The following is a 24,904-nucleotide window of genomic DNA, read 5'->3' as shown; positions in this document are numbered from 1 at the left end:
GTGCTGGCGTGAAACCAGTGAAAGTTTTCTAACGAAAATCGCTTGTTGTCATACAAGTTGAACGCCTGAAATCATAGGAGCTCATACAAGTCATCGCCCGCAGTGCTACGATCGGCTTGCCCCGTTCACCGGATCCGACCATGCAAGAAGACTTCGACGCTCCCGCCCGTAAACGCGCGCACAACCTGGCCCATGACCTGGTGGAAAAACTCACCCAGAGCATCCTGCTCTGCCAGATGCTGCCCGGAGACAAATTGCCGTCGGAGAACTCGATCGTTCAGGAACACGGCGTCAGTCGCACCGTGGTGCGCGAGGCGATTTCCAAGTTGCAGGCGTCGGGTTTGGTGGAGACGCGGCACGGCATCGGCACGTTCGTGATCGAGCGCGCGCCGGAGCAGGGGCTGCGGCTGAATGTCGATACGGCGCTGGGCGTGCGCAGCATTCTCGAATTGCGCATGGGCCTCGAGACGCAAGCGGCGGCACTGGCCGCGCAGCGCCGCACCGAGCAACAACTGCTGCAGATGCGCCAGGCGCTGGACGACTATCAGCGTCTGTTGGCCAACAACGACAGCTGCGTCGAGGCCGACCGGCGCTTTCATCTGCTGATTGCCGATGCCACCGGCAACGTCTGCTTCACCGAGATCGTGCAGCACCTGGGCAGTGCGATGATCCCGCGCACCCGGGTCAATGCGGCCGAGCGCGGGGCGGTGGATTTGAGCAAGCTCGGACAACTGGCGAATCTTGAGCATGAGGCGATCCTCAACGCGATCAAACGTCAGGACCCGGACGCAGCGCGTGCAGCAATGTGGCTGCACCTGACCAACAGTCGCGACCGGTTTTCGGCGGGCAGCGCATAACGCCGCCAAGGCTCAAGTCTCAATGGCTCGAACCACCGCCGGCCGTTCCAGATTCAACGCCAGCACACTGATCAACACCACCGCCGAACCCGCCAGCACCAACAGCGTCGGTCGCTCACCCAGGCCAACCGAAGCAATGCCCATCGCGGTCGGCGGGATCAGGTACAGCGTCATCGTCGCGCGGCTCAGGTCCACATGCTTGAGCACGAATGCCCACGCCAGATAGGCGAGGGCGCTGGGAAACACCCCCAGAGCGAGCACCGCCCATTGGACCCGCAGCGGCGCACTGGCCACCCTGTCGGCAAGCCCCGGCAAGTAGATCAACAGCAACAGCGTGCCGGACCACACCGTGTAGCAAACCAGCGTCAGCCCGTCGTAGCGCCGGGCGTGGTGTTTTTGCAGGGCGAAGTAAACACTCCATGAAACCGCCGCCAGCAGGATCAGCAAACCATGGGCGTCGATGCTGCCGAGGCCGCGATCGCCGCTCACCACAATCACCACGCCGACGAATCCCGTCAGCACACAGCCCCAGCGCCAGACGCTGACCCGATCCTTGAACAGAAACCGCGCCAGCAGCGTGCTGAACAGCGGCGTCGATTGCGCCAGCACACTCGACGCGCCGGCGCTGACGCTTTGCTGGCCGATGTTCAGCACCACGTGATGCAGGCTGACGGCAAAAAAGCCAAGGGCCAATAACAGTGGCAAGTCCTGTAGGCGCGGTAGATGAATGCCTTTGAAACCAGCAATCACCGCCATGAACAGCGACGCCAGCAGAAATCGCAGCAACGCCAGATGACCCGGATCGTAGGCTTGCAGGCCGATGTGGATGCCGGTCGGCGAATAGGCCCAGCAGCCGACGACGAAGGCCATGGCCAACAGGATTTTCAAAGGCGAAGTGGAGGGCATGAGCGAGGCACCAGGAAGGTTGATGCACCGAGTATCCGGGCGGCCAATCATTCGCCACAACTGACTTATACTGCGTGAACCGTTCACTCAGAGTGATGATTATGGAGCTGGCGCAAATCCGCATGTTCAAGACCGTGGCCGAGATCGGCAGCATCGCCAAAGCGGCTGAAAAGCTGTTTTGCGTGCCGTCGAACATCACGGCGCGGATCAAGTCCCTGGAGGCGGAACTGGGGGTGGCGCTGTTTCTGCGCGAAGGGCGGGGATTGCGGATCAGCCCTGCGGGGCAGACCTTTCTGGCTTACGCGGAGAAGATTCTGGCGCTGACAGCTGAAGCCAAACGCGCAGTCGATCCCGCCGCCGCACCGTCCGGGCCGTTGCGCATCGGTGCCATCGAATCTTCGGCTACCGGGCGCCTGCCGCGCTTGTTGGCGAAGTTTCACAAGCGCTATCCGAACGTGGCGCTGGAACTGACTACTGGCACCTGGGGCCAGTTGCTCGACGATACGGTCAGCCATCGTCTGGACGGCGCGATCGTCGCGGTGGACGTCGAGCGCTCCCAGCTCAAGCGCACGCCGATGTATCGCGAAGAATTGCTGCTGATCGCATCGACCTCGTTCGGGCCGGTGCGAAACCTCGACGATTTGCAGGACAAGACCGTGTTCATGTGGCCGCAGGGCTGTCCATATCGCGCCGCGCTTGAGCACTGGCTGCTGCGTCAGGGCCTGGCGTTGCCGATTGTCAGCCTGGCCAGTTACGGGGCGATTGTCGGTTGTGTGAGTGCCGGCGCTGGCGTAGCGCTGGTGCCCAAGGGCGTGTTCGAGCAATACGCCAAAGGCGCGGGGTGTGCGGGTTACGAATTCCCGGAGCTGACGGCCATCGACAACTTGTTCTACTGGCATGAAAACGCCGGGGTGCATCCGGCGCGTGAGGCGTTTGTGGCGATGTTGCGCGAGGAGTTTGCCTGAGCCGGATCAGGCTCCGCTCACGTCGCGCATCAACAAGCCGAAGCGCAGATCCACCGCATCCGGAATCGGCAGGTACACCGTGTGCCCATCTCCCGGCGCCACGTCGATGGCCTCGCCCTTGAGGCTCTGCAATTCGTGCAGATCAAAATGGAAATTGCCCTTGGGCGTCATCAGTTCCAGATGATCACCCAGGGCAAAGCGGTTCTTCACTTTGACCTCGGCCAGCCGATCCCGGCGTTCGCCGGTCAGCTCGCCAACGAATTGCTGACGTTCCGACACCGAACTGCCGTTCTGATAGTTCTGGTATTCGTCATGCACGTGACGGCGCAGGAAACCTTCGGTGTAGCCACGCTGGGCGAGGGATTCCAGATCGGTCATCAAACTGCGGTCGAATTCGCGACCGGCCACCGCATCGTCGATGGCCCGGCGGTAAACCTGGGTGGTGCGCGCGCAATAGAAGTGGGATTTGGTCCGGCCTTCGATCTTCAGCGAGTGCACGCCCATGCGGGTCAGACGCTCGACGTGCTGCACCGCGCGCAGATCCTTGGCGTTCATGATGTAGGTGCCGTGCTCGTCTTCGAAGGCCGGAATCATCTCGCCGGGGCGGTTGGCTTCCTGCAACAGGAACACCTGATCGGTGGGGGCGCCTAGGCCGAGGGTCGGCTGCGGTTCGAAGGTCTGCACGATCTCGCCGAGCTGGTTTTCCGTGGCTTCCTGGGCCGAATATTTCCAGCGGCAGGCATTGGTGCAGGTGCCCTGATTGGCGTCGCGCTTGTTCATGTAGCCCGAGAGCAGGCAGCGACCGGAATAGGCCATGCACAGCGCGCCGTGGACGAACACTTCCAGTTCCATGCTCGGTACTTGCTCGCGGATTTCGCCGATTTCTTCCAGCGACAGTTCTCGGGACAGGATGATCCGGCTCAGCCCCTGTTGCTGCCAGAACTCGACGCTCGCCCAGTTCACCGTATTGGCCTGCACCGACAGGTGAATCGGCATCTGCGCAAAGTGCCGGCGCACCAGCATGATCAGGCCGGGGTCGGACATGATCAGCGCGTCTGGCGCCATCTCGATCACCGGCGCCAGATCCTTGAGGAAGGTCTTGAGCTTGGCGTTGTGCGGCGCAATGTTGACCACCACGTAGAAACGCTTGCCCTGGGCCTGGGCTTCGCGAATGCCGAGGGCGAGGTTGGCGTGGTCGAATTCGTTGTTACGCACCCGCAGGCTGTAGCGCGGCTGGCCGGCGTAGACCGCATCGGCGCCGTAGGCGAAGGCGTAGCGCATGTTTTTCAGGGTGCCGGCGGGGGCGAGCAATTCCGGGGTGAAGGAGGGCGTCATGGCGGTGTCGGTCGCAAAAGCGCGGGAGGGTAAACGAGGTGCGGCGAGGGTTTATTGATCTGGATCTATGCTCCATGAACAAAGATGGCACTCGCGCGGGCGTGGGCTGACTAAGTTGGGCGGGTGCGCGTGGCGCCTGACTGACATGGACCGGACATGAACCAAAAGAGTCTGCAATTCAAATCCCTCACTGTGCTGTTGCTGCTGGTGACTGTCGCCTTCATCTGGATCCTGCTGCCGTTCTACGGTGCGGTGTTCTGGGCGGTGATCCTAGGCATCGTGTTCGCGCCGATGCAGCGCCGGTTGCAGCAGAGGTTCGGCTGGCAACGCAACCTGACGTCACTGTGCACGTTGAGTGTCTGCGTGGTGATCGCGATTCTGCCGGTGATCGTCATCAGCGTGTTGCTGGTGCAGGAAGGGGCGACGCTGTACGACAACATCGAAAGCGGCAAGCTCGATATCGGCGCGTACCTGGCGCAGTTCAAGCACAGTCTGCCGCCGTACTTTCAGCATCTGCTCGACCGTTTCGGCATGGGCGAACTCAATGCCGTGCGCGAGAAGATCGTCAAGGCGGCGATGCAGGGCAGTCAGGTGCTGGCGACCCAGGCGTTCAGTTTCGGCCAGGGCACCTTCGATTTTGTGGTGAGCTTTTTCATCATGCTGTACTTGCTGTTCTTCTTTCTGCGCGATGGCGCCGAACTGGCGCGCAAGGTGCGCACGGCGGTGCCGCTGGAGGAACACCACAAGCGGCGCCTGCAACTGAAATTCAATCGGGTGGTGCGCGCCACGGTCAAAGGCAACCTGCTGGTGGCCATCACGCAAGGTGCGCTGGGCGGGGCGATTTTCTGGTTTCTCGACATACCCAGCGCGTTGCTCTGGGCGGTGCTGATGGCGTTTCTGTCACTGCTGCCGGCGGTGGGGGCCGGGATCGTCTGGGCGCCGGTGGCAGTTTACTTCCTGCTCAGCGGGATGATCTGGCAGGGCGTAGTGCTGGGGCTGTTCGGGGTGTTTGTGATCGGCCTGGTGGATAACGTGCTGCGTCCTGTGCTGGTGGGCAAGGACACGCGCATGCCGGACTACATGATCCTGATCTCGACGCTGGGCGGGATGGCGGTGTTTGGTCTTAATGGTTTCGTGATCGGGCCGCTGATCGCTGCATTGTTCATGTCGAGCTGGGCGCTGTTCGTCGAAACCAGACCTAAGGTGCAGTTGCCTTAAGCCTTGAACGGGCCGTTGATCAGTCGTTGCGACAGCGCCTGGGCTGCTGGCAAAGAGGTGAGCGGGCCGCTGACCGGTTCGCCGTCGCGCACCAGATACCAGCAGGCGAGCAGTCCAAGCTCTCTGAGGGATGCGGGAACCGCGCTGCCGACAACGGACATGATTTGAACCTGAGCCATGAAAAGTACCTCCATCAATCTATGGAGCTACCTTAGGGACTTGGCCGTTTCAGGGACAATCAACGTTTTCGATAGTGGACATTGATGCCGTTGAGGGCCGGATCAATCGACCACCTGATCGAGCATGTGCACGATCTCGTGCTCGTTGAGCAAACCCTTGCGCACCAGGTTTTCCGCCAGCAGCGACACAAACTTCGCCGTGCGATGGCCTTCCAGGTGCTTGAGCTCGGTCAGGGCGTTGTACACCTTGCTCGAGGTGCATAAACCGACGATGCGGTGCGGATTCTGTGTTGGCATTCCAGTCGTCCTTGTTTTTATCAACCTGTTGTATGCGGACGGATTCAGATTGCGGTTCCGTCATGACAAATCGATGACCGTTTTGTGTTTCGGCCCGACGGTCGAGTCCATCATGCCGACTTTAACGGGTGAAACTGTCTCCACAGCGACCTTGACGAGATTTTTTCAGACGCTGGCCGACGGACGGTTGGCTTCCTTAAGGCCAAAAAAAGCCCCGCTGTAAAGCGGGGCTCTCTGTGTGTGCTTACCAGCGACCACCGTAGTAGTGCGGGTGGCCGTAATAACCACGGGGCGGACCGTAGTAGACCGGGCCTGGAACATAAACCGGTTGTTGTACGTAAACCGGGGCCGGCTGGTAGTAGACCGGTGGTGGCGGTTGTTGCACGTACACCGGCGCCGGTTGAGCGTAAACAGGCTGTTGAACATACACCGGACGATCCTGGTTGATGAGCGCCGAGCCGATGATGGCCGAGCCGACGATCGCACCAAATACCGCCGGGCCCTGCCAGCCACCGCCGTGGGCTTCTGCCTGACCTGTGATCGCGAATGCACCAATCAACAAGGCCACGATGGGGAGTTTACGAATCATGATTAATCCTCGGTTCTTCGACCCGGCGTCCGGGCCTGCAACAGGCTCGGGATAGCGCGGGGATACTTCTAAGACAGCAACATTTGGAAAAACAGCACGGCGGCTGGGTAAATTTTGTGTAAGGTCTGTACCGGCTTGCTTACCGGGTTTCAGGCAACGGCTGTGATGCCCGGAACAGACCGCCTTATGATCGTTCAGAACCCGATGGTCTGGCTAATCCCGTCCATCCGAAAGTGCATTCGAAGGAGACTCCCATGCAGATGAACCCCAACAAAGACACCCAACTGTGCATGTCCCTGTCTGGGCGTCCCGGGAATTTCGGTCTGCGTTTTCATAACCATTTGTACGAGCAACTGGGCCTGAATTTCTACTACAAGGCTTTCAGCAGTCAGGATTTGCCAGGCGCTGTCGGCGGGATTCGGGCGCTGGGCATCCGCGGTTGCGGGGTGTCGATGCCGTTCAAGGAAGCGAGCATTGCCCTGGTCGATGAGCTGGATGCCTCGGCAGCGGCGATCCAGTCGATCAACACCATCGTCAACACCAACGGCCATCTCAAGGCCTACAACACCGATTACATCGCCATCGCCCAGTTGCTGGAAACCCACGCGGTGCCGAAGGACTCGACCTTCGCCCTGCGCGGCAGCGGCGGCATGGCCAAGGCCGTGGCCAGCGCCTTGCGCGATGGTGGTTACAAGAATGGTCTGATCGTCGCCCGCAACGAGCGCGCCGGCCGTGCGCTGGCCGATTCCCTGGGCTATCGCTGGCAGGCGGAATTGGGCGACGAGCGCCCGCAGATGCTGATCAACGTGACGCCGGTCGGCATGGACGGAGGCCCGGAAGCAGGTCAGTTGGCGTTTGAAGTGGATGTGATCAAGTCTGCCGACACCGTGTTCGATGTGGTGGCGATCCCCTCGGAAACCCCGCTGATCGTGCGCGGCCGCGCCGAAGGCAAAAAAGTCATCACCGGGCTGGAAGTGATCGCGATCCAGGCGCTGGAGCAGTTCGTGCTGTACACCGGCGTGCGGCCGACGGTCGAGCAGTTCGATGCTGCGGTGGCGTTTGCCCGCAGCTGATTGATCTCGGTGTCGGGGTTGGTCATTGCCTATACTGCCGGATCAGCAGGCACAGACTTGCCCCACGACAAAAACCGAGGTTTGCATGCATCCGCCCATTCTCAACCTGAATGACGTTGAACTCGAACCGTTGCCCGAAGCCCTGGCCCCTGAAGGCGAAACTGCCGGGCGTTACCAGCAGCGGTTCGCCCGGGTCGGCCAGCAACTGGGGGCGCAGAAGCTCGGTTATCGGCTGTATGCGCTGCCGCCGGGCATGCGCGGCAGCCCGTTCCACAGCCATCGGGTCAATGAGGAAATGTTCTACGTGGTGGCCGGGGAAGGGGAGGTGCGCTTGGGGGGCGAGCGTTTCTCGATCCGCGCCGGCGACGTGATCGCCTGCCCGCCGGGTGGCCCGGAAAAGGCGCATCAAATCATCAACACCAGCTCGCAGGAGCTGCGTTATCTGGCGGTCAGCACCCAGCAGCAACCGGACATCTGCGAGTACCCAGACTCGAACAAATACGCGGTGATGGATAACTTCAGCATCGATGCCGAGGGCAATGCCTCGGGATTCGTCGCGGTGGCGCGGCAGTCGGACGGGGTGGATTACTGGGACGGCGAGTAACGCCGCCCCATTACGCTTATTCGAGGCGGGCCAGACGCTCTTCCAGCGCCGCAATCCGCGCTTCCAGCTCTTCGATGCGCTCCACTGACACACCGCCGGCAGCGCCGCGATCACTCGGATTCTGTCGTGCCGCAATAATCGCCTCGATGTCCGCCGGATCGCCCAGTGCATGGGTGTAGCGGTCTTCGCGCTGGCCGGCCTGACGCGGAATCAGCACCGCCAGGTCCCGGGCGATCAGGCGTTCCAGCTGGTGCACCACTTGTTCGGCGTCTTCGAATTCATGCATGCGACCGCTGCGGGTCAGCAGTTCGTTGACGGTCTGCGGGCCGCGCAGGAACATCAGTCCGGTCAGAATCATCTGTGCCGGCACCAGTTCCAGCGCCTTGTCGACCTTGTGCTCCCAGCGGTCGGCGCGACTGCCCATCACGAGCTTGGCGAAACCGCGACCTTCGAGAGCACGCAGGCTCTGGCCGACCTGGCCCTGGGTCAGGTTCATCACCGGTTCCCGGCTGGTTTTCTGATTGCAGGCCAGCACCAGCGCGTTGAGGGTCAGCGGATAGGTTTCCGGGCTGGTGGCCTGTTTCTCGATCAGCGAACCCAGAATGCGGATTTCCGTGGCGTTGAGCCGTGGTTCGTTGACGTTGGTTTCAAGTTCTGTGGACATCGCGCGTTCCCTCTGCAGTCGAAGGCGCCTAGCCTAATCCTTGCTGGATAAAAGACAAGTCGCGCGGCCCGCGAGCATGGCTATAATCGCCCCACGATTCACCCAGCCACCACGTGAGACTGCCATGACCATTTCCCTGTACGCCGCATCCGTCCCGGTTTTCCAACAAATGCTCAACGCCCTGAGCGATGTGCTGAAAAAGGCCGAAGCCCACGCCACCGCGAAAAACATCGACCCGAACGCCTTCCTGCAAGCGCGTCTGTACCCGGACATGTTCCCGCTGGTGCGTCAGGTGCAGATCGCCGTGGACTTCGCCAAAGGCGTTTCCTCGCGTCTGGCTGAAGTCGAAATCCCGAAATACGACGACAGCGAAACCACCTTCGCCGAGCTGCAAGCGCTGATCACCAAGGTTCTGGCCTTCATCGGCGAGATCAAGCCTGAGCAAATCAACGGCAAGGAAGGTATCGAAATCGTGACCCGTCCGGGCACCCCGAAAGAGAAGCGCTTCAGCGGCCAGGCTTACCTGCTGAGCTACGGCCTGCCGCAGTTCTTCTTCCACGTGACGACTGCTTACGACCTGCTGCGTCACAACGGCGTTGAAATCGGCAAGCGCGATTACATGGGCGCGTTCTAAACCGCCCGGCAACAAAAAAGCCCGCCAAGGTTTGCGCCTTGGCGGGCTTTTTATTGCGCCCGGTGTTTACGCCGGACGTTGGGCTTTCTGTTCTTCGCCCAGGCAAGCCGCAGCGGTGAACAGCACGTCGGTGGAGGAATTCAGCGCCGTCTCGGCCGAATCCTGCAGTACGCCGATGATGAAGCCGACTGCCACCACTTGCATGGCAATTTCGCTCGGAATGCCGAACAGGCTGCACGCCAGAGGGATCAGCAGCAACGAACCACCGGCCACACCCGACGCGCCGCAGGCGCAGATTGCCGCGACGACGCTGAGCAGGATCGCGGTCGGGATGTCCACGGCGATGCCCAGGGTGTGGACGGCCGCGAGGGTCAGCACGGTGATGGTGATCGACGCGCCGGCCATGTTGATTGTGGCGCCCAATGGAATCGAGACTGAATAGGTGTCTTCGTGCAGGCCCAGACGCTTGCTCAGCTCCAGGTTGACCGGAATGTTCGCCGCCGAGCTGCGGGTGAAGAACGCGGTGATGCCGCTTTCACGCAGGCATTTCAGCGTCAGCGGATACGGGTTGCGGCGCAGCTTCCAGAACACGATCAGCGGGTTCATCACCAGCGCCACGAAGGTCATGCAGCCCAACAGCACCGCCAACAGATGGGCGTAGCCGACCAGTGCACCAAAACCGGAAGTGGCCAGGGTCGAAGCCACCAGGCCGAAAATCCCCAGCGGTGCGAAGCGGATCACCACGCGCACGATCAGGGTCACGCCGTTGGACAAATCGCTGACCACTTCCCGGGTGGTATCACCGGCGTGGCGGATGGCGACGCCCATGCCGATGGCCCAGGCCAGAATGCCGATGAAGTTGGCGTTCATCAGTGCGGTGACCGGGTTGTCGACCACGCTCAGCAGCAGGCTTTGCAGGACTTCACCGATGCCGCCCGGGGCCGTCACGGCGACGTTGTCGGTGGACAGCACCAGATGCGACGGGAACAGGGTGCTGGCAACCACAGCCACCGCCGCAGCGCCAAAGGTGCCCAGCAGATAGAGGAACAGAATCGGCCGGATATGGGTTTCCTGGCCGTGCTTGTGGTTGGCAATCGAGGCCATGACCAGCACGAACACCAGAATCGGTGCCACGGCTTTGAGCGCCGAGACGAACACCTTGCCGATGAAAGCGGTGCCTTTGGCGGCCTCCGGTGCGAGCAGCGCCAGGGCGATGCCGGCAATCAGGCCGATCAGGATCTGCGTGACCAGGCTGAGGCTTTTCAGGCGTTGCATTAAAGAAGGGGATGAAGCGGTCATAACGGCATCTCTGCTTTTTTATAGGGTGCAAGGTTGCGTGATCCGGGCGATGAATCGGGGGCAGGCCACAGACACGAACCGAAAGGAATGACGCGACAGCCACGCCGTTAAACGGGCGGCTGAACAGGGTGTACGTTTTTCAGGGCGCGGACTTTATCACAGCGTAGGCCTTATCCTTCAGGCCTGTGACGATCTGCCACCGAAACGTTCGGCAACATAGACAGGTTTGTGCAAGTCACTCGGGAAACACTCTGTTAAGATTGCGCATCCTTATTTTCAAGTTCTGCCGGCGGGCCCTCGGGTCAGCGCTGGTGTCGTCGTTTTGCTGGAGTTCCTCATGCTGTTGCCCATCCTTCTGTTGTCTGCCGCCGGATTCACGGTGCTGACCACGGAGTTCGTCATCGTCGGCCTGTTGCCGGCGATTGCCCGCGACCTGGCCGTCACCATCCCGCAAGCCGGGTTGCTGGTGACTCTATTCGCTTTCACCGTGGCCATGTTCGGTCCTTTCTTGACCGCATATTTCGCCCGTTTCGAACGGCGCAAACTGTTTATCACCATCCTGATCATGTTCGGTCTGGCCAACACCGTAGCGGCATTGGCGCCGAACATCTGGGTCATGGCCCTCGCGCGGTTGATCCCGGCGCTGGGGTTGCCAGTGTTCTGGGCCCTGGCCAGTGAAACGGCCGTGGACATCGTCGGCCCGGACTTCGCCGGTCGCGCCATTGCCAAGATCGGCTTCGGCATCGTCTGCGCCACCGTGTTCGGGATTCCGGTGGGCACGCTGATTTCCGACGCGTTCGGCTGGCGCAGTGCATTCGCCATTCTGGCGGTGATTGCGTTCGCCAAGGCCTTGCTGCTGTTTGTCTATCTGCCGAAAACCAGCCTGCACCAGCATCAGGTCAGCTTCGCTTCGCAGTTCAAGATCCTGCGCAGTCCGCTGATGCTTGGCCATGTATTGCTGTCGATCCTGGTGTTCAGCGGCATGTTCACCGCCTACACCTATCTGGCGGACATTCTCGAGCGTCTGGCCGGCTTCAATGGCACCGTGGTCGGTTGGTGCCTGATGGGCTTTGGCGCGGTCGGCCTGATCGGCAACTCGCTGGGCGGTCGCGCAGTGGACCGTCACCCGCTGATGGCCTCGGTGATGTTCTGCGCGTTCATGATCCCCGGGATGGTGGCGCTGGTGCCGAACATCAATTCGTCGCTGGGTCTGGCGGCGGCCATGGGCATCTGGGGTGTGACGCAGGCGGCGCTGTTTCTGGTCAGCCATGTGCGTTTGATGAAGGCTGCGCCTGAAGCGCCGGCCTTCGCAGCGTCGCTGAACATTGCCGGGGCCAACCTCGGGATCGGTCTGGGTGCGATCATTGGCGGTCGAGTGATCGACAGCGCCGGCCTGGGCTTTGTGGGTTTCGCCGCTGCCGCGTTCATCCTGCTGTCGATTTTCCTCGCCATGGTGTTGATGGTGCTCAAGCCGCGCGAAGTCTGCGCACAGGCTTAAAACTCGGTAAACAGCTCGCGTCGGGCACCTTCGGTAATCGCTTTGATGCCGGGGTGCTTGACCTTGCGTTCCACTGAAATCGCGTAAAACGACTCGCTCACCGCATCGGTCTGACCGATCAACTCGACGCCGTACTGGCGCTTCACCTCATCGGCAATCACGCTCGGCCCGATGAAGATCCCGCTGCCGGACTGGCCGAACGCCTGCATCAGGGCGCTGTCATCGAACTCCCCGACAATCCTCGGCTGAATCTGCTGCTCGGCAAACCAGCGCTGCAAACGGCTGCGCACCACGGTTTCCGCGCCGGGAATCAGCAGCGGGGCACCGTGCAGACTGCGTGGAAAATCCTGACCGTATTGCGCCGCCAATTCTGCTGTAGCGAAGAAACTGATCCCGCATTCCCCGAGTTTCTGGCTATAGCCCTTGATGTCCAGGTGCGACGGCATGGGGCTGTCGGAGATCACCAGGTCCAGGCGCTGGATGGCCAGGTCCGCCAGTAATCGCTCGAGTTTGTCTTCGCGGCAGGTGATGCGCAGCGGTTCGCTGAGCTCCATGGTCGGCGCGATCAGGCGATAGACGATGGATTTGGGCACCACGTCCGCCACGCCGACCCGGAACAGGATCTGCTGTTCGTTGGGTTGTGCGCGCAGCATCAGTTCCAGTTCGCCGCCGAGCTGGAACATCTGCTCGGCGTAGGGCAGGGCCTGGCGCCCGGCTTCGGTGAGTTCGAGTTGCCGGCCGACCCGCTGGAACAACTCGATGCCGTAGGTCTGTTCCAGCAGGGAAATCTGCCCGCTGATGGTCTGCGGCGTGAGGTTCAGTTGCTCGCACGCGCGCACGATGCTTCCGGTCTTCGCTACAACCCAGAAGTAATGCAGTTGTCGGTAATTGAGCATGGGGTTTGATCCGTCAAATACAGTTCGTATAAATCGAAGTATAGCCGCTAAAAATACGAATTTTCCTGAAGTGTTTGTCTCCCTAGAATGCCCAGCCATCGACGGGCGGTCTGCGACCCTGTCTGTTCATTCGAAGGAAGTCTTATGAAATACACGATCCCGGCACTGATGTTTACGTCTTTACTGCTTATGGCGGGTTGCGACCAGGCCGAAAAAAGCGCCCAGCAATTGATGGGCAAGGCCGCCGAGAGCGCCAAGCAGGCGATCGACGACACGCACAAAGCCGCCGAGCAGGCGCTCAGCGAGGCCACTGGCGGCCTGATCGAGAAAAAAGAAGCCCCGGAAAAAGATGCGGAAAAATCCGAATCTTCCTCCAAGACCATCTAAATCGTCTTACAAGAGTCAGGACTGACCCATGGAATACCTGTTAGAACTCGCTTCCAGCCCGACGGCCTGGATTGCCTTGGCCACACTGGTGGTGATGGAAATCGTGCTCGGCATCGATAACCTGATCTTCATCTCGATCCTGACCAACAAGCTGCCCGAGCAGTATCGGCAGAAGGCTCGCCGCCTCGGTATCGGCATGGCGCTGATCATGCGTCTGGCCCTGTTGAGCACCATCGCCTTCATCGTGCAGTTGACCGAGCCGGTCATCGAGATCCTGGGCCAGGCGTTCTCCTGGAAGGACATGATACTGATCGCCGGTGGCCTGTTCCTGGTGTGGAAGGCGACGACCGAGATCCATCACAGTATGGACCCGGTGCCGGACGATCCGAAGTCGGCTACCTCGACGGTAACTCTGGGTTTTGCCGCCGCCATCGGGCAGATCCTGATGCTGGACATGGTGTTCTCGATCGACAGCATTATTACTGCAGTCGGCATGACCGAACACTTGCCGATCATGGTGATCGCGGTGGTGGTTTCGGTACTGGTGATGCTGTTTGCGGCTGACCCGCTGGCCAAGTTCATCAACGACAACCCGTCGGTGGTGATGCTGGCCCTGGGCTTCCTGATCATGATCGGCATGACGCTGATCGCCGAAGGTTTCGGCGCCCACGTACCGAAAGGGTATGTGTATGCCGCCATGGCGTTCTCGGCCGCGATCGAGGTGTTGAACATGATGTCCCGTCGGGCGAAGCAGAAGAAGCTGGCTGCCCAGGCGTAACCGCTGGAAAAGCGAAGGCCGCGTCACTCGCAAGAGTCACGCGGCCTTTTTCGTTTGAATCGATTGAAAGACGTCAGTGCGCGGTGGCGTGACGGGCGTTGTGTTTTTCGATCTTCTTGATCGGTGCAGGTTGCACAGGGTAGTGGTGGCGACGGGAAATCCGCAGCACGCCCCACAACATGGCGGCGGCAACGGCCAGCCAGCCGGCAATCAACATCACAATGGTCATGGTCAGGCTCATCGGTGCCTCCTCTTTGCCCTGCGTCGGGCGCTCACTCTTTTGCTGTCTTTCGAGTGACAGTCTAGTCGCTGGCGTGTTTCAGGCTATTGACCAAAGGTCGGTGGTGACCAATCACTTCGCTCTATGCAGCCGATGCATCTGCCCCTTTGGGCTATACCGCAGCGTTGCGCCGTCCTATGATCCTCGACCAAGCCGGAACACGATGACCGGTAACTGATCAAGAGAGTGACGATGGTGCAGCTATTTTCCCGGATTCGCATGGCACTGCTGGTGGCCGGTTGCGTGACAGCTTTGGTGGGGTGTGCGGGCAGTGTGGCGCCGGAAGTCCAGCGCCTGCCGGAGCGCGTTGAACTCAGCGGCACCTTCTATCGGGGCGAAGCCAATCAGAGCGGGCCGCAGGTGTTGGCCAGTCTGTTGTCGCAGCAAGGCATCGTGATCACCCCGGGGTTGCTGGAAAAACCTCTGCACCTGCCGGGCGCCGAGGACAAGCTTCAGCAGAACATGCAGAACCTGGCCCGTGAGTACGGCATGGTCGTGTACCCGGTAGATGCCCGTTTGCCGGCGCTGCTGACCCAGGTGGCGGCGGGTTACCCGGTGATGGTGCGCTTCAGCGAAGGATCGGCGTTCTGGGCCGAGCCGCGATACGCGATCCTTTCCGGTTATGACCGCAAGAAGCAGAAGGTTCTGCTGCGCGCGGGGATGAATCGTCGTGAACTGATGAGTTTCAGTTCATTTGAATCGGCGCTCGAGAAGTCGGGTGGCTGGGCGGTATTGATTCAGAAGCCTTCGCAGCTCCCGGCAGCGGTCGATCGCCAGCGTTGGCTGAAAGCGGCTGATGAACTGGCTCAGGCCGGCCAGGAACGCGAGGCGGCGCAGGCGCGCAAGGCTCTGGAAGCGAAGTGAGGTTCCGTCCGTCTCCTGACGGGCACCCTGGCGCGCAGCTAAGCTCATAAGGGTAACGCCCGGTTTTTTCGGGTGATTACCCGAACGAGAGGTGCGTATGAGTACCGATTCGAGCTTCGACGACCATAAACCGGACAGCGTGCCGACTACGCCGGAACCGGACGTTGATCCAGTGCTGGATCCGGACACTCCGCTACGCGATCCATTGGCGCGTCCTGCGGTAGTAACCCCGGAACATCGGCGCGACCCCAGTGCCGGCGGCGGCATTCCCGATGATGATCAGATGCCGCTGCCCAACGACTGAACCGGCAGACGAAAAAAAGCCCCGAATATTCGGGGCTTTTTGTTGTGTCGCGATTTACTTCGAAGCTTCGACCACGCCGCTCTGGCGACCCTTGAGGTTTTTCTCGGCCTTGTATTGCTGGGCCACCGCCGGAACGTTGGTGCTCCGGCCGGTTTCCACCCAGCTGCGAATGCGGCTGGCATCGGCGAAGTGGGTGTACTTGCCGAATGCATCGAGAATCACCAGGGCAACCGGGCGGTTGCTCATCCGGGTCACGAGCACCAGGCAATGGCCGGCCGGATTGGTGAAGCCGGTCTTGGTGATCTTGATGTCCCAGTCGGCCTTGTTCACCAGGTGGTCGGTGTTACGGAAACCCAGGGTGTAGTTGGGTTTGCGGAACGAGACGGTCTTTTCCTTGGTGGTGGTGAGTTCGGTCAGGATCGGATGCTTTTGCGCAGCCATCAGCAACTTGCTCAGGTCGCGGGCGGTGGAAACGTTGCGCTCTGACAGGCCGGTCGGTTCCACAAAGTGGGTGCTGGTCATGCCCAGCGCCTTGGCCTTGGCGTTCATCGCTGCGATGAAGGCTGCATAACCGCCCGGATAGTGATGGGCGAGACTGGCGGCGGCGCGGTTTTCCGAGGACATCAAAGCGATCAGCAGCATCTCCCGGCGCGGCAGTTCGCTACGCAGTTTGACCCGGGAAAACACGCCTTTCATTTCCGGGGTGTGGCTGATGTCGACGTCAATCCATTCGTCCATGTTCTGGTGGGCTTCAACCACGACCAGGCCGGTCATCAACTTGCTGACGGAAGCGATCGGCACGATCACGTCCGGATTGCTGGAGTAGATGACTTTGTTGGTCTGCAGATCCATCAGCAGGGCGCTGCCCGAGGCAATCTTCAACTGTGAAGCGTCGCGGGGGGCAGCGGTGGTTTCGGCGGCGTTGACCGTTGGCGTGAGGAGCGTGCCTGAAAATGCAAAAACCAGGCTCAGGATGGACAGACGAATATTCACGCGGGCGAACTCATGAAGGTTGGAAATGCCGTTTTTTGTAACGGACTGTGTCGTAAAACGACGCATTCTAGGAGTATGGCTGAAGATCTGTCGATGGTTGTTTGAAGGGCATGAAAAAGTCGTGAAAAGCCCTGTAAAAATAGGGGTTTCCGGCGAACGGTAAAGGTTTTTTCGAGGATACGAAAAACCCCGCACAAGGCGGGGTTCTTCTGAAGCGGAAAAAGCGCTTTAAGCGTGCAGGGTTTCTGCCGCGTAGAGGGTGTTTTCCAGCAGGCAGGCACGGGTCATCGGGCCGACGCCGCCCGGTACTGGTGTAATCCAGCCGGCGCGGGGCAGGGCGGTTTCGTACACGACGTCACCGACCAGTTTGCCGTCGTCCTGACGGTTGATGCCGACGTCGATCACGATCGCGCCTTCCTTGATCCACTCGCCCTTGACCAGGCCCGGCTTGCCGGCGGCAACCACCACCAGATCGGCGCGGCCGACATGGCCGGCCAGGTCCTTGGTGAAGCGGTGGGTCACGGTCACGGTGCAGCCGGCCAGCAACAGCTCCATGGCCATCGGACGACCGACGATGTTGGAAGCGCCGACGACCACTGCATCCATTCCGTACAGATCGACACCGGTGCTTTCCAGCAGGGTCATGATGCCTTTCGGCGTGCACGGACGCAGCAGCGGAATGCGCTGGGCCAGGCGACCGACGTTATAAGGATGGAAACCGTCGACGTCCTTGTCCGGGCGGATGCGCTCCAGCAGCTTGGACGCGTCCAGGTGCTCAGGCAGAGGAAGTTGAAGCAGAACGCCGTCGATTGCCGGGTCGTCGTTCAGTCGATCGATCAGATCGGTCAGTGCTTCCTGAGTGGTTTCGGAAGGCAGGTCGTAGGCTTGGGAGAGGAAGCCGACCTCTTCACAGTCTTTACGCTTGTGCGAGACATAAACCTGAGAGGCAGGATCGCTGCCGACCAGGATCACCGCGAGGCCGGGAGTGCGCAAGCCTTGCTCGCGACGTTCGGCTACCCGTTGGGCGATCTGCTGGCGCAGGCTGGCGGCGATTGATTTGCCGTCGATTAGTTGTGCAGTCATTGCGCGTGATTAACCATCGAGAGGGGAAAAAAAGAGAACGCATTCTCGCATGTCAAACGGTGAGGGCAAAGGCGCTTGGTCAGCAAATTCCCCTAAGCCCTTTAATTAAATGAATTTTTTTCAAAAAGGATTTGACGACCTGCAGGTCGCTCTATACTATTCGTCGCACTTGTCGGGCACAGCCTAGCACTGGTTAAGAAGGTCGAGCGAAATCAAGGTTTTGCGAGACTGGAAAGCACTTAGTTTGTAGTCCTCCAAGGGTACAGCTAACAAGGCGCCCGTAGCTCAGCTGGATAGAGCATCCGCCTTCTAAGCGGATGGTCGCAGGTTCGAGTCCTGCCGGGTGCGCCATTAGGCAGCTTTGGCACAAGTAACGCGATATGGTGGGCGTAGCTCAGTTGGTAGAGCACGGGATTGTGACTCCCGTTGTCGTGGGTTCGATCCCCATCGTCCACCCCATATTTCGAAAGGCGCCAGATGTAACAGTCTGGCGCCTTTGCTTTAAAAAGCTTCATCCGCGGATGTGGTGGAATTGGTAGACACACTGGATTTAGGTTCCAGCGCCGCGAGGCGTAAGAGTTCGAGTCTCTTCATCCGCACCAATCAAAGCTTCATTCATGCCGTTGGTAGGGTGAAGTTCTACAAAGAAGTTGTTTGGCTTCTTTGACACGCAATATGGTGGGCGTAGCTCAGTTGGTAGAGCACGGGATTGTGACTCCCGTTGTCGTGGGTTCGATCCCCATCGTCCACCCCATATTTCGAAAGGCGCCAGATTTAACAGTCTGGCGCCTTTTTTGTTTCAGGAATTCGAGTTTCTGGCGACTGCCGGTTTCGGGTCGCAGGGCAGGGTGCTTCGTCGTATCAATGTTGCTAGATGATGCCGCACTGCCCGCCGACCTTGCTTGCGAGGTCGGCTGTCAGGGAGATGATTCAACCGCCTCTATATATAGAAGAGGTTGGCGCAGGGCCCTGGCTTGATTGGCTGTATTTGCTAACAGGGCGAGGCGCAACCGTTTGTCCCCGCCTTCAATTTGCCTGCTGTTTTTTTACCCGTTTTCAGTAGGGTGACTTCTTGAGTTTGACCTACTAGAATGCTTGCCCTTGATTCTTGGGTCGGAAACGGCCGGCTAACGTCTGTGCAACGAGGAATATCCATGCAAGTTTCTGTTGAAAATACTACTGCTCTTGAGCGCCGCATGAGCATCACCGTGCCGGCTGAGCGCATCGAGACTCAGGTCAACAAGCGTCTGCAGCAGACTGCCCAGAAGGCCAAGATTGCTGGCTTCCGTCCAGGCAAAGTGCCTATGAGCGAAATCAAGCGCCGTTTTGGTGCTGATGCGCGTCAGGAAGCGATCGGCGACGTGATCCAGTCCTCCTTCTACGAAGCTGTGGTTGAGCAGAAGCTGAACCCGGCCGGTTCGCCGTCGATCGAGCCTAAGTCGCTCGAAGCTGGCAAGGACCTGGAATACGTAGCCGTATTCGAAGTGTTCCCTGAGTTCACCGTTGCCGGTTTCGAAGGCATCACCGTTGAGCGTCTGAGCGCTGACGTGGCTGACGCCGATCTGGACAAGATGCTGGACATCCTGCGCAAGCAGAACACCCGTTTCGAAGTGGCCGATCGCGCTGCCCAGAACGAAGACCAATTGAACATCGATTTCGTTGGCAAGGTTGACGGCGAAGTGTTCGCTGGCGGTTCCGCCAAGGGTACTCAGCTGGTGCTGGGTTCGGGTCGCATGATTCCTGGCTTCGAAGAAGGCCTGGTTGGCGCCAAGGCCGGTGAAGAGCGCGTTCTGAACCTGACCTTCCCAGAGGACTATCAGAACCTGGACCTGGCTGGCAAAACCGCCGAGTTCACCGTGACCGTCAACACCGTTTCCGAGCCAAAGCTGCCAGAACTGACCGAAGAATTCTTCGCTCAATTCGGCATCAAGGAAACCGGCCTGGAAGGTTTCCGTGCCGAAGTTCGCAAGAACATGGAGCGTGAACTGCGTCAGGCGATCAAATCCAAGGTCAAGAATCAGGTAATGGACGGTCTGCTGGCCACCAACCCGATCGAAGTGCCAAAGGCTCTGCTGTCCAACGAAGTTGACCGTCTGCGCGTGCAGGCTGTTCAGCAGTTCGGTGGCAACATCAAGCCTGACCAACTGCCGGCCGAGCTGTTCGAAGAGCAAGCCAAGCGCCGCGTTGTCCTAGGTCTGATCGTGGCTGAAGTGGTCAAGCAATTCGACCTGAAGCCAGACGAAGCCCGCGTTCGCGAAATGATTCAGGAAATGGCTTCGGCCTACCAAGAGCCTGAGCAGGTTGTGTCCTGGTACTACAAGAACGAGCAGCAACTGAACGAAGTCCGTTCGGTTGTGCTGGAAGAACAAGTTGTGGATACTGTTCTGCAGAAAGCTAGCGTGACCGACAAATCGGTCTCTTACGAAGAAGCGGTCAAGCCGGTAGAAGCTCCAAAAGCCGACTGATTGTTTCTGCGTTAGAAGCACACACCATAAGCCAGCCTTCGAGCTGGCTTATGCGTATTCAAGACATGACTATTTGGGAGTGACTGCAGAGCATGTTCCGTAATTCCTATATTCAGCAGAACTCTGATATCCAGGCCGCCGGCGGCCTGGTCCCGATGGTTGTCGAGCAATCTGCTCGTGGCGAGCGCGCCTATGACATCTACTCGCGTCTTCTCAAGGAGCGAGTGATCTTTCTGGTGGGTCCGGTAGAGGACTACATGGCCAACCTGATCTGCGCGCAATTGCTGTTCCTTGAAGCGGAAAACCCGGACAAGGACATCCATCTTTACATCAACTCCCCGGGCGGCTCGGTCACTGCAGGCATGTCGATCTACGACACCATGCAGTTCATCAAGCCAAACGTGTCGACCACCTGCATCGGTCAGGCCTGCAGCATGGGCGCATTCCTGCTGACCGCAGGTGCACCGGGCAAGCGTTACTGCCTGCCGAACTCGCGAGTGATGATTCACCAGCCACTGGGCGGTTTCCAGGGCCAGGCGTCGGATATCGAAATCCACGCCAAGGAAATCCTCTTCATCCGCGAGCGTCTGAACACGCTGATGGCCAAGCACAGCGGGCGCACTCTGGAAGAAATCGAGCGCGATACCAACCGCGACAACTTCATGAGTGCAGAAGCTGCGAAGGAATACGGCTTGATCGACGAAGTGATCAACCAGCGTCCAGCTTAAAATAAGCAGCTCAAAACAGGCCTGATCGGCTGGTCCGATCAGTGGCGGGCTTGAAAAAGCCCGCAATAGCCTTCATCTTGTGTTGCAAGCCTATCGGATTTGGATCGAACGAATGACTGACACCCGCAACGGCGAGGACAACGGCAAGCTGCTCTATTGCTCCTTCTGTGGCAAAAGCCAGCATGAAGTGCGCAAATTGATTGCCGGCCCCTCGGTCTTTATCTGCGACGAGTGCGTCGACCTGTGCAACGACATCATCCGCGAGGAGGTGCAGGAAGCACAGGCCGAAAGCAGCGCGCATAAATTGCCTTCGCCTAAAGAAATCAGCGGCATCCTTGACCAGTACGTCATTGGTCAGGAGCGTGCGAAGAAGGTTCTGGCGGTAGCGGTGTACAACCACTACAAGCGTCTGAACCAGCGTGACAAAAAGGCTGACGACGTCGAACTCGGCAAGAGCAACATCCTGCTGATCGGCCCGACAGGCTCCGGTAAAACCCTGCTGGCCGAAACCCTGGCCCGCTTGCTGAACGTTCCGTTCACCATCGCCGACGCAACCACCCTCACCGAGGCGGGTTACGTGGGTGAAGACGTCGAGAACATCATTCAGAAGCTGCTGCAGAAGTGCGATTACGACGTGGAAAAGGCCCAGATGGGCATTGTCTACATCGATGAAATCGACAAGATTTCGCGCAAGTCCGACAACCCGTCGATCACCCGGGACGTTTCCGGTGAAGGCGTGCAGCAGGCCTTGCTCAAGTTGATCGAAGGCACGGTCGCTTCCGTTCCGCCGCAAGGTGGCCGCAAGCATCCGCAGCAGGAATTCCTGCAGGTCGACACCCGTAACATCCTGTTCATCTGCGGTGGTGCGTTCTCCGGTCTGGAGAAGGTGATTCAGAACCGTTCCACCAAAGGTGGCATCGGTTTCAACGCAGAAGTGCGCAGCAAGGAAGAGGGCAAGAAAGTCGGTGAGTCCCTGCGTGAAGTCGAGCCTGACGATCTGGTCAAGTTCGGTCTGATCCCGGAATTCGTCGGTCGTCTGCCGGTCCTCGCGACGCTGGACGAGCTGGATGAGGCTGCATTAATGCAGATTCTCACCGAGCCGAAAAATGCCCTGACCAAACAGTACGCCAAGCTGTTCGAGATGGAAGGCGTGGATCTGGAATTCCGTTCCGACGCGCTGAAATCGGTCGCCAAGCGTGCCCTGGAGCGTAAAACCGGTGCCCGTGGCCTGCGTTCGATTCTCGAAGGTGTGCTGCTCGACACGATGTATGAAATCCCCTCGCAGTCCGAGGTGAGCAAAGTCGTGATCGATGAAAGCGTGATCGAAGGCAAGTCCAAGCCACTGTATATCTACGAAAACAGTGAGCCGACGGCCAAGGCAGCGCCGGACGCGTAAGTGTCCACCCTGCCGGAACAAAGAAGGGGCCTTCGGGCCTCTTTTTTTTTATGTCGTTTTTTACATCCGCTTTGCGCTTGTTTTTTTTCAAGGCAGCCCCCATCTTGGTTTCAAGCTTAATTCCATCTGATTACGGCCATATGGCCGCCGTAGAGGCGAAATCATGAAGACCACCATCGAATTGCCTCTCCTGCCATTGCGTGATGTCGTTGTGTATCCGCACATGGTTATCCCGCTGTTCGTGGGGCGCGAGAAATCCATCGAAGCCCTCGAGGCCGCGATGACGGGCGACAAGCAGATCCTGCTGCTGGCCCAGAGAAACCCAGCTGACGACGATCCCGGAGAAGACGCTCTGTATCGCGTCGGTACCATTGCAACCGTTCTGCAATTGCTCAAGCTGCCTGACGGCACCGTCAAGGTTCTGGTCGAAGGCGAGCAGCGCGGTACTGTCGAGCGTTTCAGCGAGGTCGATGGCCACTGCCGTGCCGAAGTCTCGCTGATCGACGAAGTCGACGCCGCCGAGCGCGAGTCCGAAGTCTTCGTGCGCACGCTGCTGTCGCAGTTCGAACAATATGTTCAGCTGGGCAAGAAAGTCCCGGCTGAAGTCCTGTCGTCGCTCAACAGCATCGATGAGCCGGGCCGTCTGGTAGACACCATGGCTGCGCACATGGCGCTGAAGATCGAGCAGAAGCAGGAAATCCTCGAAATCATCGATCTGGCTGCCCGGGTCGAGCACGTTCTGGCTCTGCTGGACGCCGAAATCGACCTGCTGCAGGTCGAAAAGCGCATCCGCGGCCGCGTCAAAAAGCAAATGGAGCGCAGTCAGCGCGAGTACTACCTGAATGAGCAGATGAAGGCCATTCAGAAGGAGCTCGGCGACAGCGACGAAGGCCACAACGAAATCGAAGACCTGAAAAAGCGCATCGACGCTGCCGGTCTGCCGAAAGACGCACTGGCCAAGGCCACCGCCGAGCTGAACAAGCTCAAGCAGATGTCGCCGATGTCGGCCGAGGCCACCGTCGTGCGTTCCTACATCGACTGGCTGGTACAGGTGCCGTGGAAGGCCCAGAGCAAGGTGCGTCTGGATCTGGCCCGTGCCGAAGACATTCTCGACGCCGATCACTACGGCCTGGAAGAGGTCAAGGAACGCATCCTTGAGTACCTCGCCGTGCAGAAGCGGGTGAAAAAGATTCGTGGCCCGGTGTTGTGCCTGGTCGGTCCTCCGGGCGTGGGTAAAACCTCGCTGGCGGAGTCGATTGCCCACGCCACCAACCGTAAATTCGTGCGCATGGCCCTCGGTGGCGTGCGTGACGAAGCGGAAATCCGTGGTCACCGTCGGACTTACATCGGTTCGATGCCAGGAAGATTGATTCAAAAGATGACAAAGGTGGGCGTCCGCAACCCGCTGTTCCTGCTCGATGAAATCGACAAAATGGGCAGCGACATGCGTGGCGACCCGGCGTCTGCGTTGCTGGAAGTGCTCGATCCGGAGCAGAACCACAACTTCAACGATCACTATCTGGAAGTCGATTACGACCTGTCGGATGTGATGTTCCTCTGCACCTCGAACTCGATGAACATTCCGCCGGCGCTGCTGGACCGGATGGAAGTGATCCGTCTGCCGGGCTACACCGAAGACGAAAAGATCAACATCGCCGTCAAGTACCTGTCGCCAAAGCAGATTGCCGCCAACGGCCTGAAGAAGGGCGAGCTGGAATTCGACGAGGAAGCGATCCGCGACATCATTCGTTACTACACCCGTGAAGCCGGTGTGCGTGGCCTCGAGCGGCAGATTGCCAAGGTCTGCCGCAAGGCGGTCAAAGAGCATGCACTGGAAAAACGCTTCTCGGTGAAAGTGACAGCTGATCTGCTGGAACACTTCCTTGGCGTGCGCAAATTCCGCTACGGTCTGGCCGAGCAACAGGATCAGATCGGTCAGGTGACCGGCCTGGCCTGGACTCAGGTCGGCGGTGAATTGCTCACCATCGAAGCGGCCGTGGTGCCGGGCAAAGGGCAACTGATCAAGACCGGTTCGCTGGGTGACGTAATGGTCGAATCGATCACTGCGGCCCTGACCGTTGTGCGCAGCCGTGCCAAGAGCCTGGGCATTCCCCTGGACTTCCACGAGAAGCGCGACACCCACATTCACATGCCGGAAGGTGCTACGCCGAAAGATGGCCCGAGCGCCGGTGTAGGCATGTGCACCGCACTAGTGTCCGCTTTGACGGGTATTCCTGTGCGTGCCGATGTCGCCATGACCGGCGAGATCACCCTGCGTGGTCAAGTCCTTGCCATTGGTGGCCTGAAGGAAAAACTCCTGGCCGCGCACCGTGGTGGAATCAAGGTCGTGATTATTCCGGAAGAGAACGTGCGTGATCTGAAGGAGATTCCTGACAATATCAAGCAGGATCTGCAGATTAAACCGGTTAAATGGATTGACGAGGTCCTGCAAATTGCGCTGCAATACGCGCCGGAGCCCTTGCCGGATGTGGCTCCGGAGATTGTCGCGAAGGATGAAAAACGCGAGTCCGATTCCAAGGAAAGAATTAGCACGCATTAATACGTCTTTGGCTGGGGGGCTTGTTGACAGTTTTTTAGAGCCCTTGTTATAA

Annotated in this window: 26 protein-coding genes and 4 tRNA genes; 19 read left to right on the top strand and 11 right to left on the bottom strand. The window is 59.3% G+C overall.

Annotated elements, in window-relative coordinates; all coding sequences use genetic code 11:
* The first annotated feature begins 140 nt into the window (after nt 1–140).
* The gene (locus M5B44_RS27215; RefSeq protein ID WP_248741126.1) at nt 141–857 is read left to right on the top strand and encodes a FadR/GntR family transcriptional regulator; all 717 of its coding nucleotides are present in this window, start codon (nt 141–143) and stop codon (nt 855–857) included.
* Nucleotides 858–869: 12 nt separating this feature from the next.
* On the opposite strand, the gene M5B44_RS27210 is transcribed toward M5B44_RS27215, so the two are convergent.
* Nucleotides 870–1,763, bottom strand: a complete 894-nt coding sequence (locus M5B44_RS27210) for a DMT family transporter (protein ID WP_248741125.1) — start codon at nt 1,761–1,763, stop codon at nt 870–872.
* Nucleotides 1,764–1,864: 101 nt separating this feature from the next.
* Between M5B44_RS27210 and M5B44_RS27205 the strand changes: the two genes are divergently transcribed.
* Nucleotides 1,865–2,728 (top strand): LysR family transcriptional regulator, encoded by an 864-nt coding sequence (locus M5B44_RS27205; RefSeq protein ID WP_248741124.1) that lies wholly within the window; start codon nt 1,865–1,867, stop codon nt 2,726–2,728.
* Between the two features lie 6 nt (nt 2,729–2,734).
* Here the strand turns inward: M5B44_RS27205 and yegQ are convergent, their stop codons facing one another.
* Nucleotides 2,735–4,063, bottom strand: coding sequence for a tRNA 5-hydroxyuridine modification protein YegQ (gene yegQ, locus M5B44_RS27200; RefSeq protein ID WP_248741123.1), 1,329 nt, complete (start codon nt 4,061–4,063; stop codon nt 2,735–2,737).
* A gap of 156 nt (nt 4,064–4,219) precedes the next feature.
* Between yegQ and M5B44_RS27195 the strand changes: the two genes are divergently transcribed.
* A complete protein-coding gene (locus M5B44_RS27195; RefSeq protein ID WP_248741122.1) occupies nt 4,220–5,281 on the top strand; it encodes an AI-2E family transporter in 1,062 nt (353 codons plus the stop codon).
* On the opposite strand, the gene M5B44_RS27190 is transcribed toward M5B44_RS27195, so the two are convergent.
* The 3 genes from M5B44_RS27190 to M5B44_RS27180 form a co-directional block, all read right to left on the bottom strand.
* The gene (locus M5B44_RS27190) at nt 5,278–5,460 is read right to left on the bottom strand and encodes a hypothetical protein (RefSeq protein WP_085712487.1); all 183 of its coding nucleotides are present in this window, start codon (nt 5,458–5,460) and stop codon (nt 5,278–5,280) included. The genes M5B44_RS27195 and M5B44_RS27190 overlap by 4 nt on opposite strands.
* Before the next feature lie 102 nt (nt 5,461–5,562).
* Complete coding sequence (locus M5B44_RS27185) at nt 5,563–5,757, bottom strand: hypothetical protein (protein WP_085712486.1); 195 nt, start codon at nt 5,755–5,757, stop codon at nt 5,563–5,565.
* Between the two features lie 244 nt (nt 5,758–6,001).
* Nucleotides 6,002–6,346, bottom strand: a complete 345-nt coding sequence (locus M5B44_RS27180) for a hypothetical protein (protein WP_025108898.1) — start codon at nt 6,344–6,346, stop codon at nt 6,002–6,004.
* Nucleotides 6,347–6,600: 254 nt separating this feature from the next.
* On the opposite strand from M5B44_RS27180, the gene M5B44_RS27175 reads away from it, so the two are divergent.
* Both M5B44_RS27175 and M5B44_RS27170 read left to right on the top strand, forming a co-directional pair.
* Nucleotides 6,601–7,419: a shikimate 5-dehydrogenase gene (locus M5B44_RS27175; RefSeq protein ID WP_248741121.1), complete on the top strand. Its 819-nt coding sequence runs from the start codon at nt 6,601–6,603 to the stop codon at nt 7,417–7,419.
* A gap of 85 nt (nt 7,420–7,504) precedes the next feature.
* A complete protein-coding gene (locus M5B44_RS27170; RefSeq protein WP_248741120.1) occupies nt 7,505–8,023 on the top strand; it encodes a cupin domain-containing protein in 519 nt (172 codons plus the stop codon).
* A 16-nt stretch (nt 8,024–8,039) separates the two neighbouring features.
* Here the strand turns inward: M5B44_RS27170 and M5B44_RS27165 are convergent, their stop codons facing one another.
* Nucleotides 8,040–8,687, bottom strand: a complete 648-nt coding sequence (locus M5B44_RS27165) for a YceH family protein (RefSeq protein ID WP_248741119.1) — start codon at nt 8,685–8,687, stop codon at nt 8,040–8,042.
* A 124-nt stretch (nt 8,688–8,811) separates the two neighbouring features.
* On the opposite strand from M5B44_RS27165, the gene M5B44_RS27160 reads away from it, so the two are divergent.
* A complete protein-coding gene (locus tag M5B44_RS27160) occupies nt 8,812–9,321 on the top strand; it encodes a DUF1993 family protein (protein WP_248741118.1) in 510 nt (169 codons plus the stop codon).
* Between the two features lie 66 nt (nt 9,322–9,387).
* Here M5B44_RS27160 and sstT read toward each other — a convergent pair whose 3' ends face one another.
* Complete coding sequence (gene sstT, locus M5B44_RS27155; protein ID WP_248741117.1) at nt 9,388–10,620, bottom strand: serine/threonine transporter SstT; 1,233 nt, start codon at nt 10,618–10,620, stop codon at nt 9,388–9,390.
* 337 nt (nt 10,621–10,957) lie between these two features.
* Between sstT and M5B44_RS27150 the strand changes: the two genes are divergently transcribed.
* Nucleotides 10,958–12,118 carry an MFS transporter gene (locus tag M5B44_RS27150; protein WP_248741116.1) on the top strand — a complete coding sequence of 387 codons (1,161 nt, stop codon included), beginning with the start codon at nt 10,958–10,960 and terminating at the stop codon, nt 12,116–12,118.
* Here the strand turns inward: M5B44_RS27150 and nhaR are convergent.
* Nucleotides 12,115–13,014 (bottom strand): transcriptional activator NhaR, encoded by a 900-nt coding sequence (gene nhaR / locus M5B44_RS27145; protein WP_248741115.1) that lies wholly within the window; start codon nt 13,012–13,014, stop codon nt 12,115–12,117. The two genes, M5B44_RS27150 and nhaR, sit on opposite strands and share 4 nt — an antisense overlap.
* 144 nt (nt 13,015–13,158) lie before the next feature.
* On the opposite strand from nhaR, the gene M5B44_RS27140 reads away from it, so the two are divergent.
* Both M5B44_RS27140 and M5B44_RS27135 read left to right on the top strand, forming a co-directional pair.
* Nucleotides 13,159–13,401 carry a hypothetical protein gene (locus M5B44_RS27140; protein ID WP_114884147.1) on the top strand — a complete coding sequence of 81 codons (243 nt, stop codon included), beginning with the start codon at nt 13,159–13,161 and terminating at the stop codon, nt 13,399–13,401.
* A 28-nt stretch (nt 13,402–13,429) separates the two neighbouring features.
* Nucleotides 13,430–14,179, top strand: a complete 750-nt coding sequence (locus M5B44_RS27135) for a TerC family protein (protein WP_085712478.1) — start codon at nt 13,430–13,432, stop codon at nt 14,177–14,179.
* Between the two features lie 73 nt (nt 14,180–14,252).
* On the opposite strand, the gene M5B44_RS27130 is transcribed toward M5B44_RS27135, so the two are convergent.
* On the bottom strand, nt 14,253–14,420 hold the full coding sequence (locus M5B44_RS27130) for a hypothetical protein (protein WP_248741114.1): 168 nt from the start codon (nt 14,418–14,420) through the stop codon (nt 14,253–14,255).
* Between the two features lie 231 nt (nt 14,421–14,651).
* Here M5B44_RS27130 and M5B44_RS27125 point away from each other — a divergent pair, with 231 nt between their 5' ends.
* Both M5B44_RS27125 and M5B44_RS27120 read left to right on the top strand, forming a co-directional pair.
* Nucleotides 14,652–15,323 (top strand): peptidase C39 family protein, encoded by a 672-nt coding sequence (locus M5B44_RS27125; protein ID WP_114884145.1) that lies wholly within the window; start codon nt 14,652–14,654, stop codon nt 15,321–15,323.
* A gap of 97 nt (nt 15,324–15,420) precedes the next feature.
* On the top strand, nt 15,421–15,627 hold the full coding sequence (locus tag M5B44_RS27120) for a hypothetical protein (RefSeq protein WP_248741113.1): 207 nt from the start codon (nt 15,421–15,423) through the stop codon (nt 15,625–15,627).
* Nucleotides 15,628–15,681: 54 nt separating this feature from the next.
* Here the strand turns inward: M5B44_RS27120 and pbpG are convergent, their stop codons facing one another.
* Together pbpG and folD are read right to left on the bottom strand one after the other, a co-directional pair.
* Nucleotides 15,682–16,620: a D-alanyl-D-alanine endopeptidase gene (gene pbpG, locus M5B44_RS27115; RefSeq protein WP_085712474.1), complete on the bottom strand. Its 939-nt coding sequence runs from the start codon at nt 16,618–16,620 to the stop codon at nt 15,682–15,684.
* Between the two features lie 228 nt (nt 16,621–16,848).
* Nucleotides 16,849–17,703 (bottom strand): bifunctional methylenetetrahydrofolate dehydrogenase/methenyltetrahydrofolate cyclohydrolase FolD, encoded by an 855-nt coding sequence (gene folD, locus M5B44_RS27110; protein WP_085712473.1) that lies wholly within the window; start codon nt 17,701–17,703, stop codon nt 16,849–16,851.
* A 274-nt stretch (nt 17,704–17,977) separates the two neighbouring features.
* Here folD and M5B44_RS27105 point away from each other — a divergent pair.
* The 8 genes from M5B44_RS27105 (at nt 17,978) to lon (ending at nt 24,852) form a co-directional block, all read left to right on the top strand.
* A tRNA-Arg gene (locus M5B44_RS27105) sits at nt 17,978–18,054 on the top strand.
* Between the two features lie 32 nt (nt 18,055–18,086).
* A tRNA-His gene (locus M5B44_RS27100) sits at nt 18,087–18,162 on the top strand.
* Nucleotides 18,163–18,220: 58 nt separating this feature from the next.
* Nucleotides 18,221–18,305, top strand: a tRNA-Leu gene (locus M5B44_RS27095).
* A 76-nt stretch (nt 18,306–18,381) separates the two neighbouring features.
* Nucleotides 18,382–18,457: transfer RNA gene (locus tag M5B44_RS27090), tRNA-His, on the top strand.
* Nucleotides 18,458–18,857: 400 nt separating this feature from the next.
* Nucleotides 18,858–20,168, top strand: a complete 1,311-nt coding sequence (gene tig / locus M5B44_RS27085; RefSeq protein ID WP_248741112.1) for a trigger factor — start codon at nt 18,858–18,860, stop codon at nt 20,166–20,168.
* Nucleotides 20,169–20,260: 92 nt separating this feature from the next.
* Nucleotides 20,261–20,896 carry an ATP-dependent Clp endopeptidase proteolytic subunit ClpP gene (gene clpP / locus M5B44_RS27080; RefSeq protein WP_053161532.1) on the top strand — a complete coding sequence of 212 codons (636 nt, stop codon included), beginning with the start codon at nt 20,261–20,263 and terminating at the stop codon, nt 20,894–20,896.
* Between the two features lie 112 nt (nt 20,897–21,008).
* Nucleotides 21,009–22,292, top strand: a complete 1,284-nt coding sequence (gene clpX / locus M5B44_RS27075) for an ATP-dependent Clp protease ATP-binding subunit ClpX (RefSeq protein ID WP_016775335.1) — start codon at nt 21,009–21,011, stop codon at nt 22,290–22,292.
* 163 nt (nt 22,293–22,455) lie between these two features.
* Nucleotides 22,456–24,852 carry an endopeptidase La gene (gene lon, locus M5B44_RS27070; RefSeq protein ID WP_085712471.1) on the top strand — a complete coding sequence of 799 codons (2,397 nt, stop codon included), beginning with the start codon at nt 22,456–22,458 and terminating at the stop codon, nt 24,850–24,852.
* Nucleotides 24,853–24,904: the final 52 nt, after the last annotated feature.

It is taken from the genome of Pseudomonas sp. MWU12-2029 (assembly GCF_023242425.1).
Classification (GTDB): domain Bacteria; phylum Pseudomonadota; class Gammaproteobacteria; order Pseudomonadales; family Pseudomonadaceae; genus Aquipseudomonas; species Aquipseudomonas kribbensis.
This window is presented reverse-complemented; position numbering and strand designations above follow the sequence as displayed.

What these genes read in the sequence shown, in the direction of transcription:
- M5B44_RS27140 (WP_114884147.1), top strand. Translation starts at nt 13,159, where the DNA reads ATGAAATACACGATCCCGGCACTGATGTTTACGTCTTTACTGCTTATG.
- M5B44_RS27135 (WP_085712478.1), top strand. Translation starts at nt 13,430, where the DNA reads ATGGAATACCTGTTAGAACTCGCTTCCAGCCCGACGGCCTGGATTGCC.
- yegQ (WP_248741123.1), bottom strand. Translation starts at nt 4,063, where the DNA reads ATGACGCCCTCCTTCACCCCGGAATTGCTCGCCCCCGCCGGCACCCTG.
- M5B44_RS27180 (WP_025108898.1), bottom strand. Translation starts at nt 6,346, where the DNA reads ATGATTCGTAAACTCCCCATCGTGGCCTTGTTGATTGGTGCATTCGCG.
- M5B44_RS27205 (WP_248741124.1), top strand. Translation starts at nt 1,865, where the DNA reads ATGGAGCTGGCGCAAATCCGCATGTTCAAGACCGTGGCCGAGATCGGC.
- M5B44_RS27125 (WP_114884145.1), top strand. Translation starts at nt 14,652, where the DNA reads ATGGTGCAGCTATTTTCCCGGATTCGCATGGCACTGCTGGTGGCCGGT.
- M5B44_RS27190 (WP_085712487.1), bottom strand. Translation starts at nt 5,460, where the DNA reads ATGGCTCAGGTTCAAATCATGTCCGTTGTCGGCAGCGCGGTTCCCGCA.
- lon (WP_085712471.1), top strand. Translation starts at nt 22,456, where the DNA reads ATGAAGACCACCATCGAATTGCCTCTCCTGCCATTGCGTGATGTCGTT.
- M5B44_RS27165 (WP_248741119.1), bottom strand. Translation starts at nt 8,687, where the DNA reads ATGTCCACAGAACTTGAAACCAACGTCAACGAACCACGGCTCAACGCC.
- M5B44_RS27160 (WP_248741118.1), top strand. Translation starts at nt 8,812, where the DNA reads ATGACCATTTCCCTGTACGCCGCATCCGTCCCGGTTTTCCAACAAATG.
- sstT (WP_248741117.1), bottom strand. Translation starts at nt 10,620, where the DNA reads ATGACCGCTTCATCCCCTTCTTTAATGCAACGCCTGAAAAGCCTCAGC.
- M5B44_RS27120 (WP_248741113.1), top strand. Translation starts at nt 15,421, where the DNA reads ATGAGTACCGATTCGAGCTTCGACGACCATAAACCGGACAGCGTGCCG.
- M5B44_RS27195 (WP_248741122.1), top strand. Translation starts at nt 4,220, where the DNA reads ATGAACCAAAAGAGTCTGCAATTCAAATCCCTCACTGTGCTGTTGCTG.
- M5B44_RS27215 (WP_248741126.1), top strand. Translation starts at nt 141, where the DNA reads ATGCAAGAAGACTTCGACGCTCCCGCCCGTAAACGCGCGCACAACCTG.
- nhaR (WP_248741115.1), bottom strand. Translation starts at nt 13,014, where the DNA reads ATGCTCAATTACCGACAACTGCATTACTTCTGGGTTGTAGCGAAGACC.
- M5B44_RS27150 (WP_248741116.1), top strand. Translation starts at nt 10,958, where the DNA reads ATGCTGTTGCCCATCCTTCTGTTGTCTGCCGCCGGATTCACGGTGCTG.
- M5B44_RS27175 (WP_248741121.1), top strand. Translation starts at nt 6,601, where the DNA reads ATGCAGATGAACCCCAACAAAGACACCCAACTGTGCATGTCCCTGTCT.
- tig (WP_248741112.1), top strand. Translation starts at nt 18,858, where the DNA reads ATGCAAGTTTCTGTTGAAAATACTACTGCTCTTGAGCGCCGCATGAGC.
- clpP (WP_053161532.1), top strand. Translation starts at nt 20,261, where the DNA reads ATGTTCCGTAATTCCTATATTCAGCAGAACTCTGATATCCAGGCCGCC.
- clpX (WP_016775335.1), top strand. Translation starts at nt 21,009, where the DNA reads ATGACTGACACCCGCAACGGCGAGGACAACGGCAAGCTGCTCTATTGC.
- M5B44_RS27185 (WP_085712486.1), bottom strand. Translation starts at nt 5,757, where the DNA reads ATGCCAACACAGAATCCGCACCGCATCGTCGGTTTATGCACCTCGAGC.
- folD (WP_085712473.1), bottom strand. Translation starts at nt 17,703, where the DNA reads ATGACTGCACAACTAATCGACGGCAAATCAATCGCCGCCAGCCTGCGC.
- M5B44_RS27210 (WP_248741125.1), bottom strand. Translation starts at nt 1,763, where the DNA reads ATGCCCTCCACTTCGCCTTTGAAAATCCTGTTGGCCATGGCCTTCGTC.
- M5B44_RS27170 (WP_248741120.1), top strand. Translation starts at nt 7,505, where the DNA reads ATGCATCCGCCCATTCTCAACCTGAATGACGTTGAACTCGAACCGTTG.
- M5B44_RS27130 (WP_248741114.1), bottom strand. Translation starts at nt 14,420, where the DNA reads ATGAGCCTGACCATGACCATTGTGATGTTGATTGCCGGCTGGCTGGCC.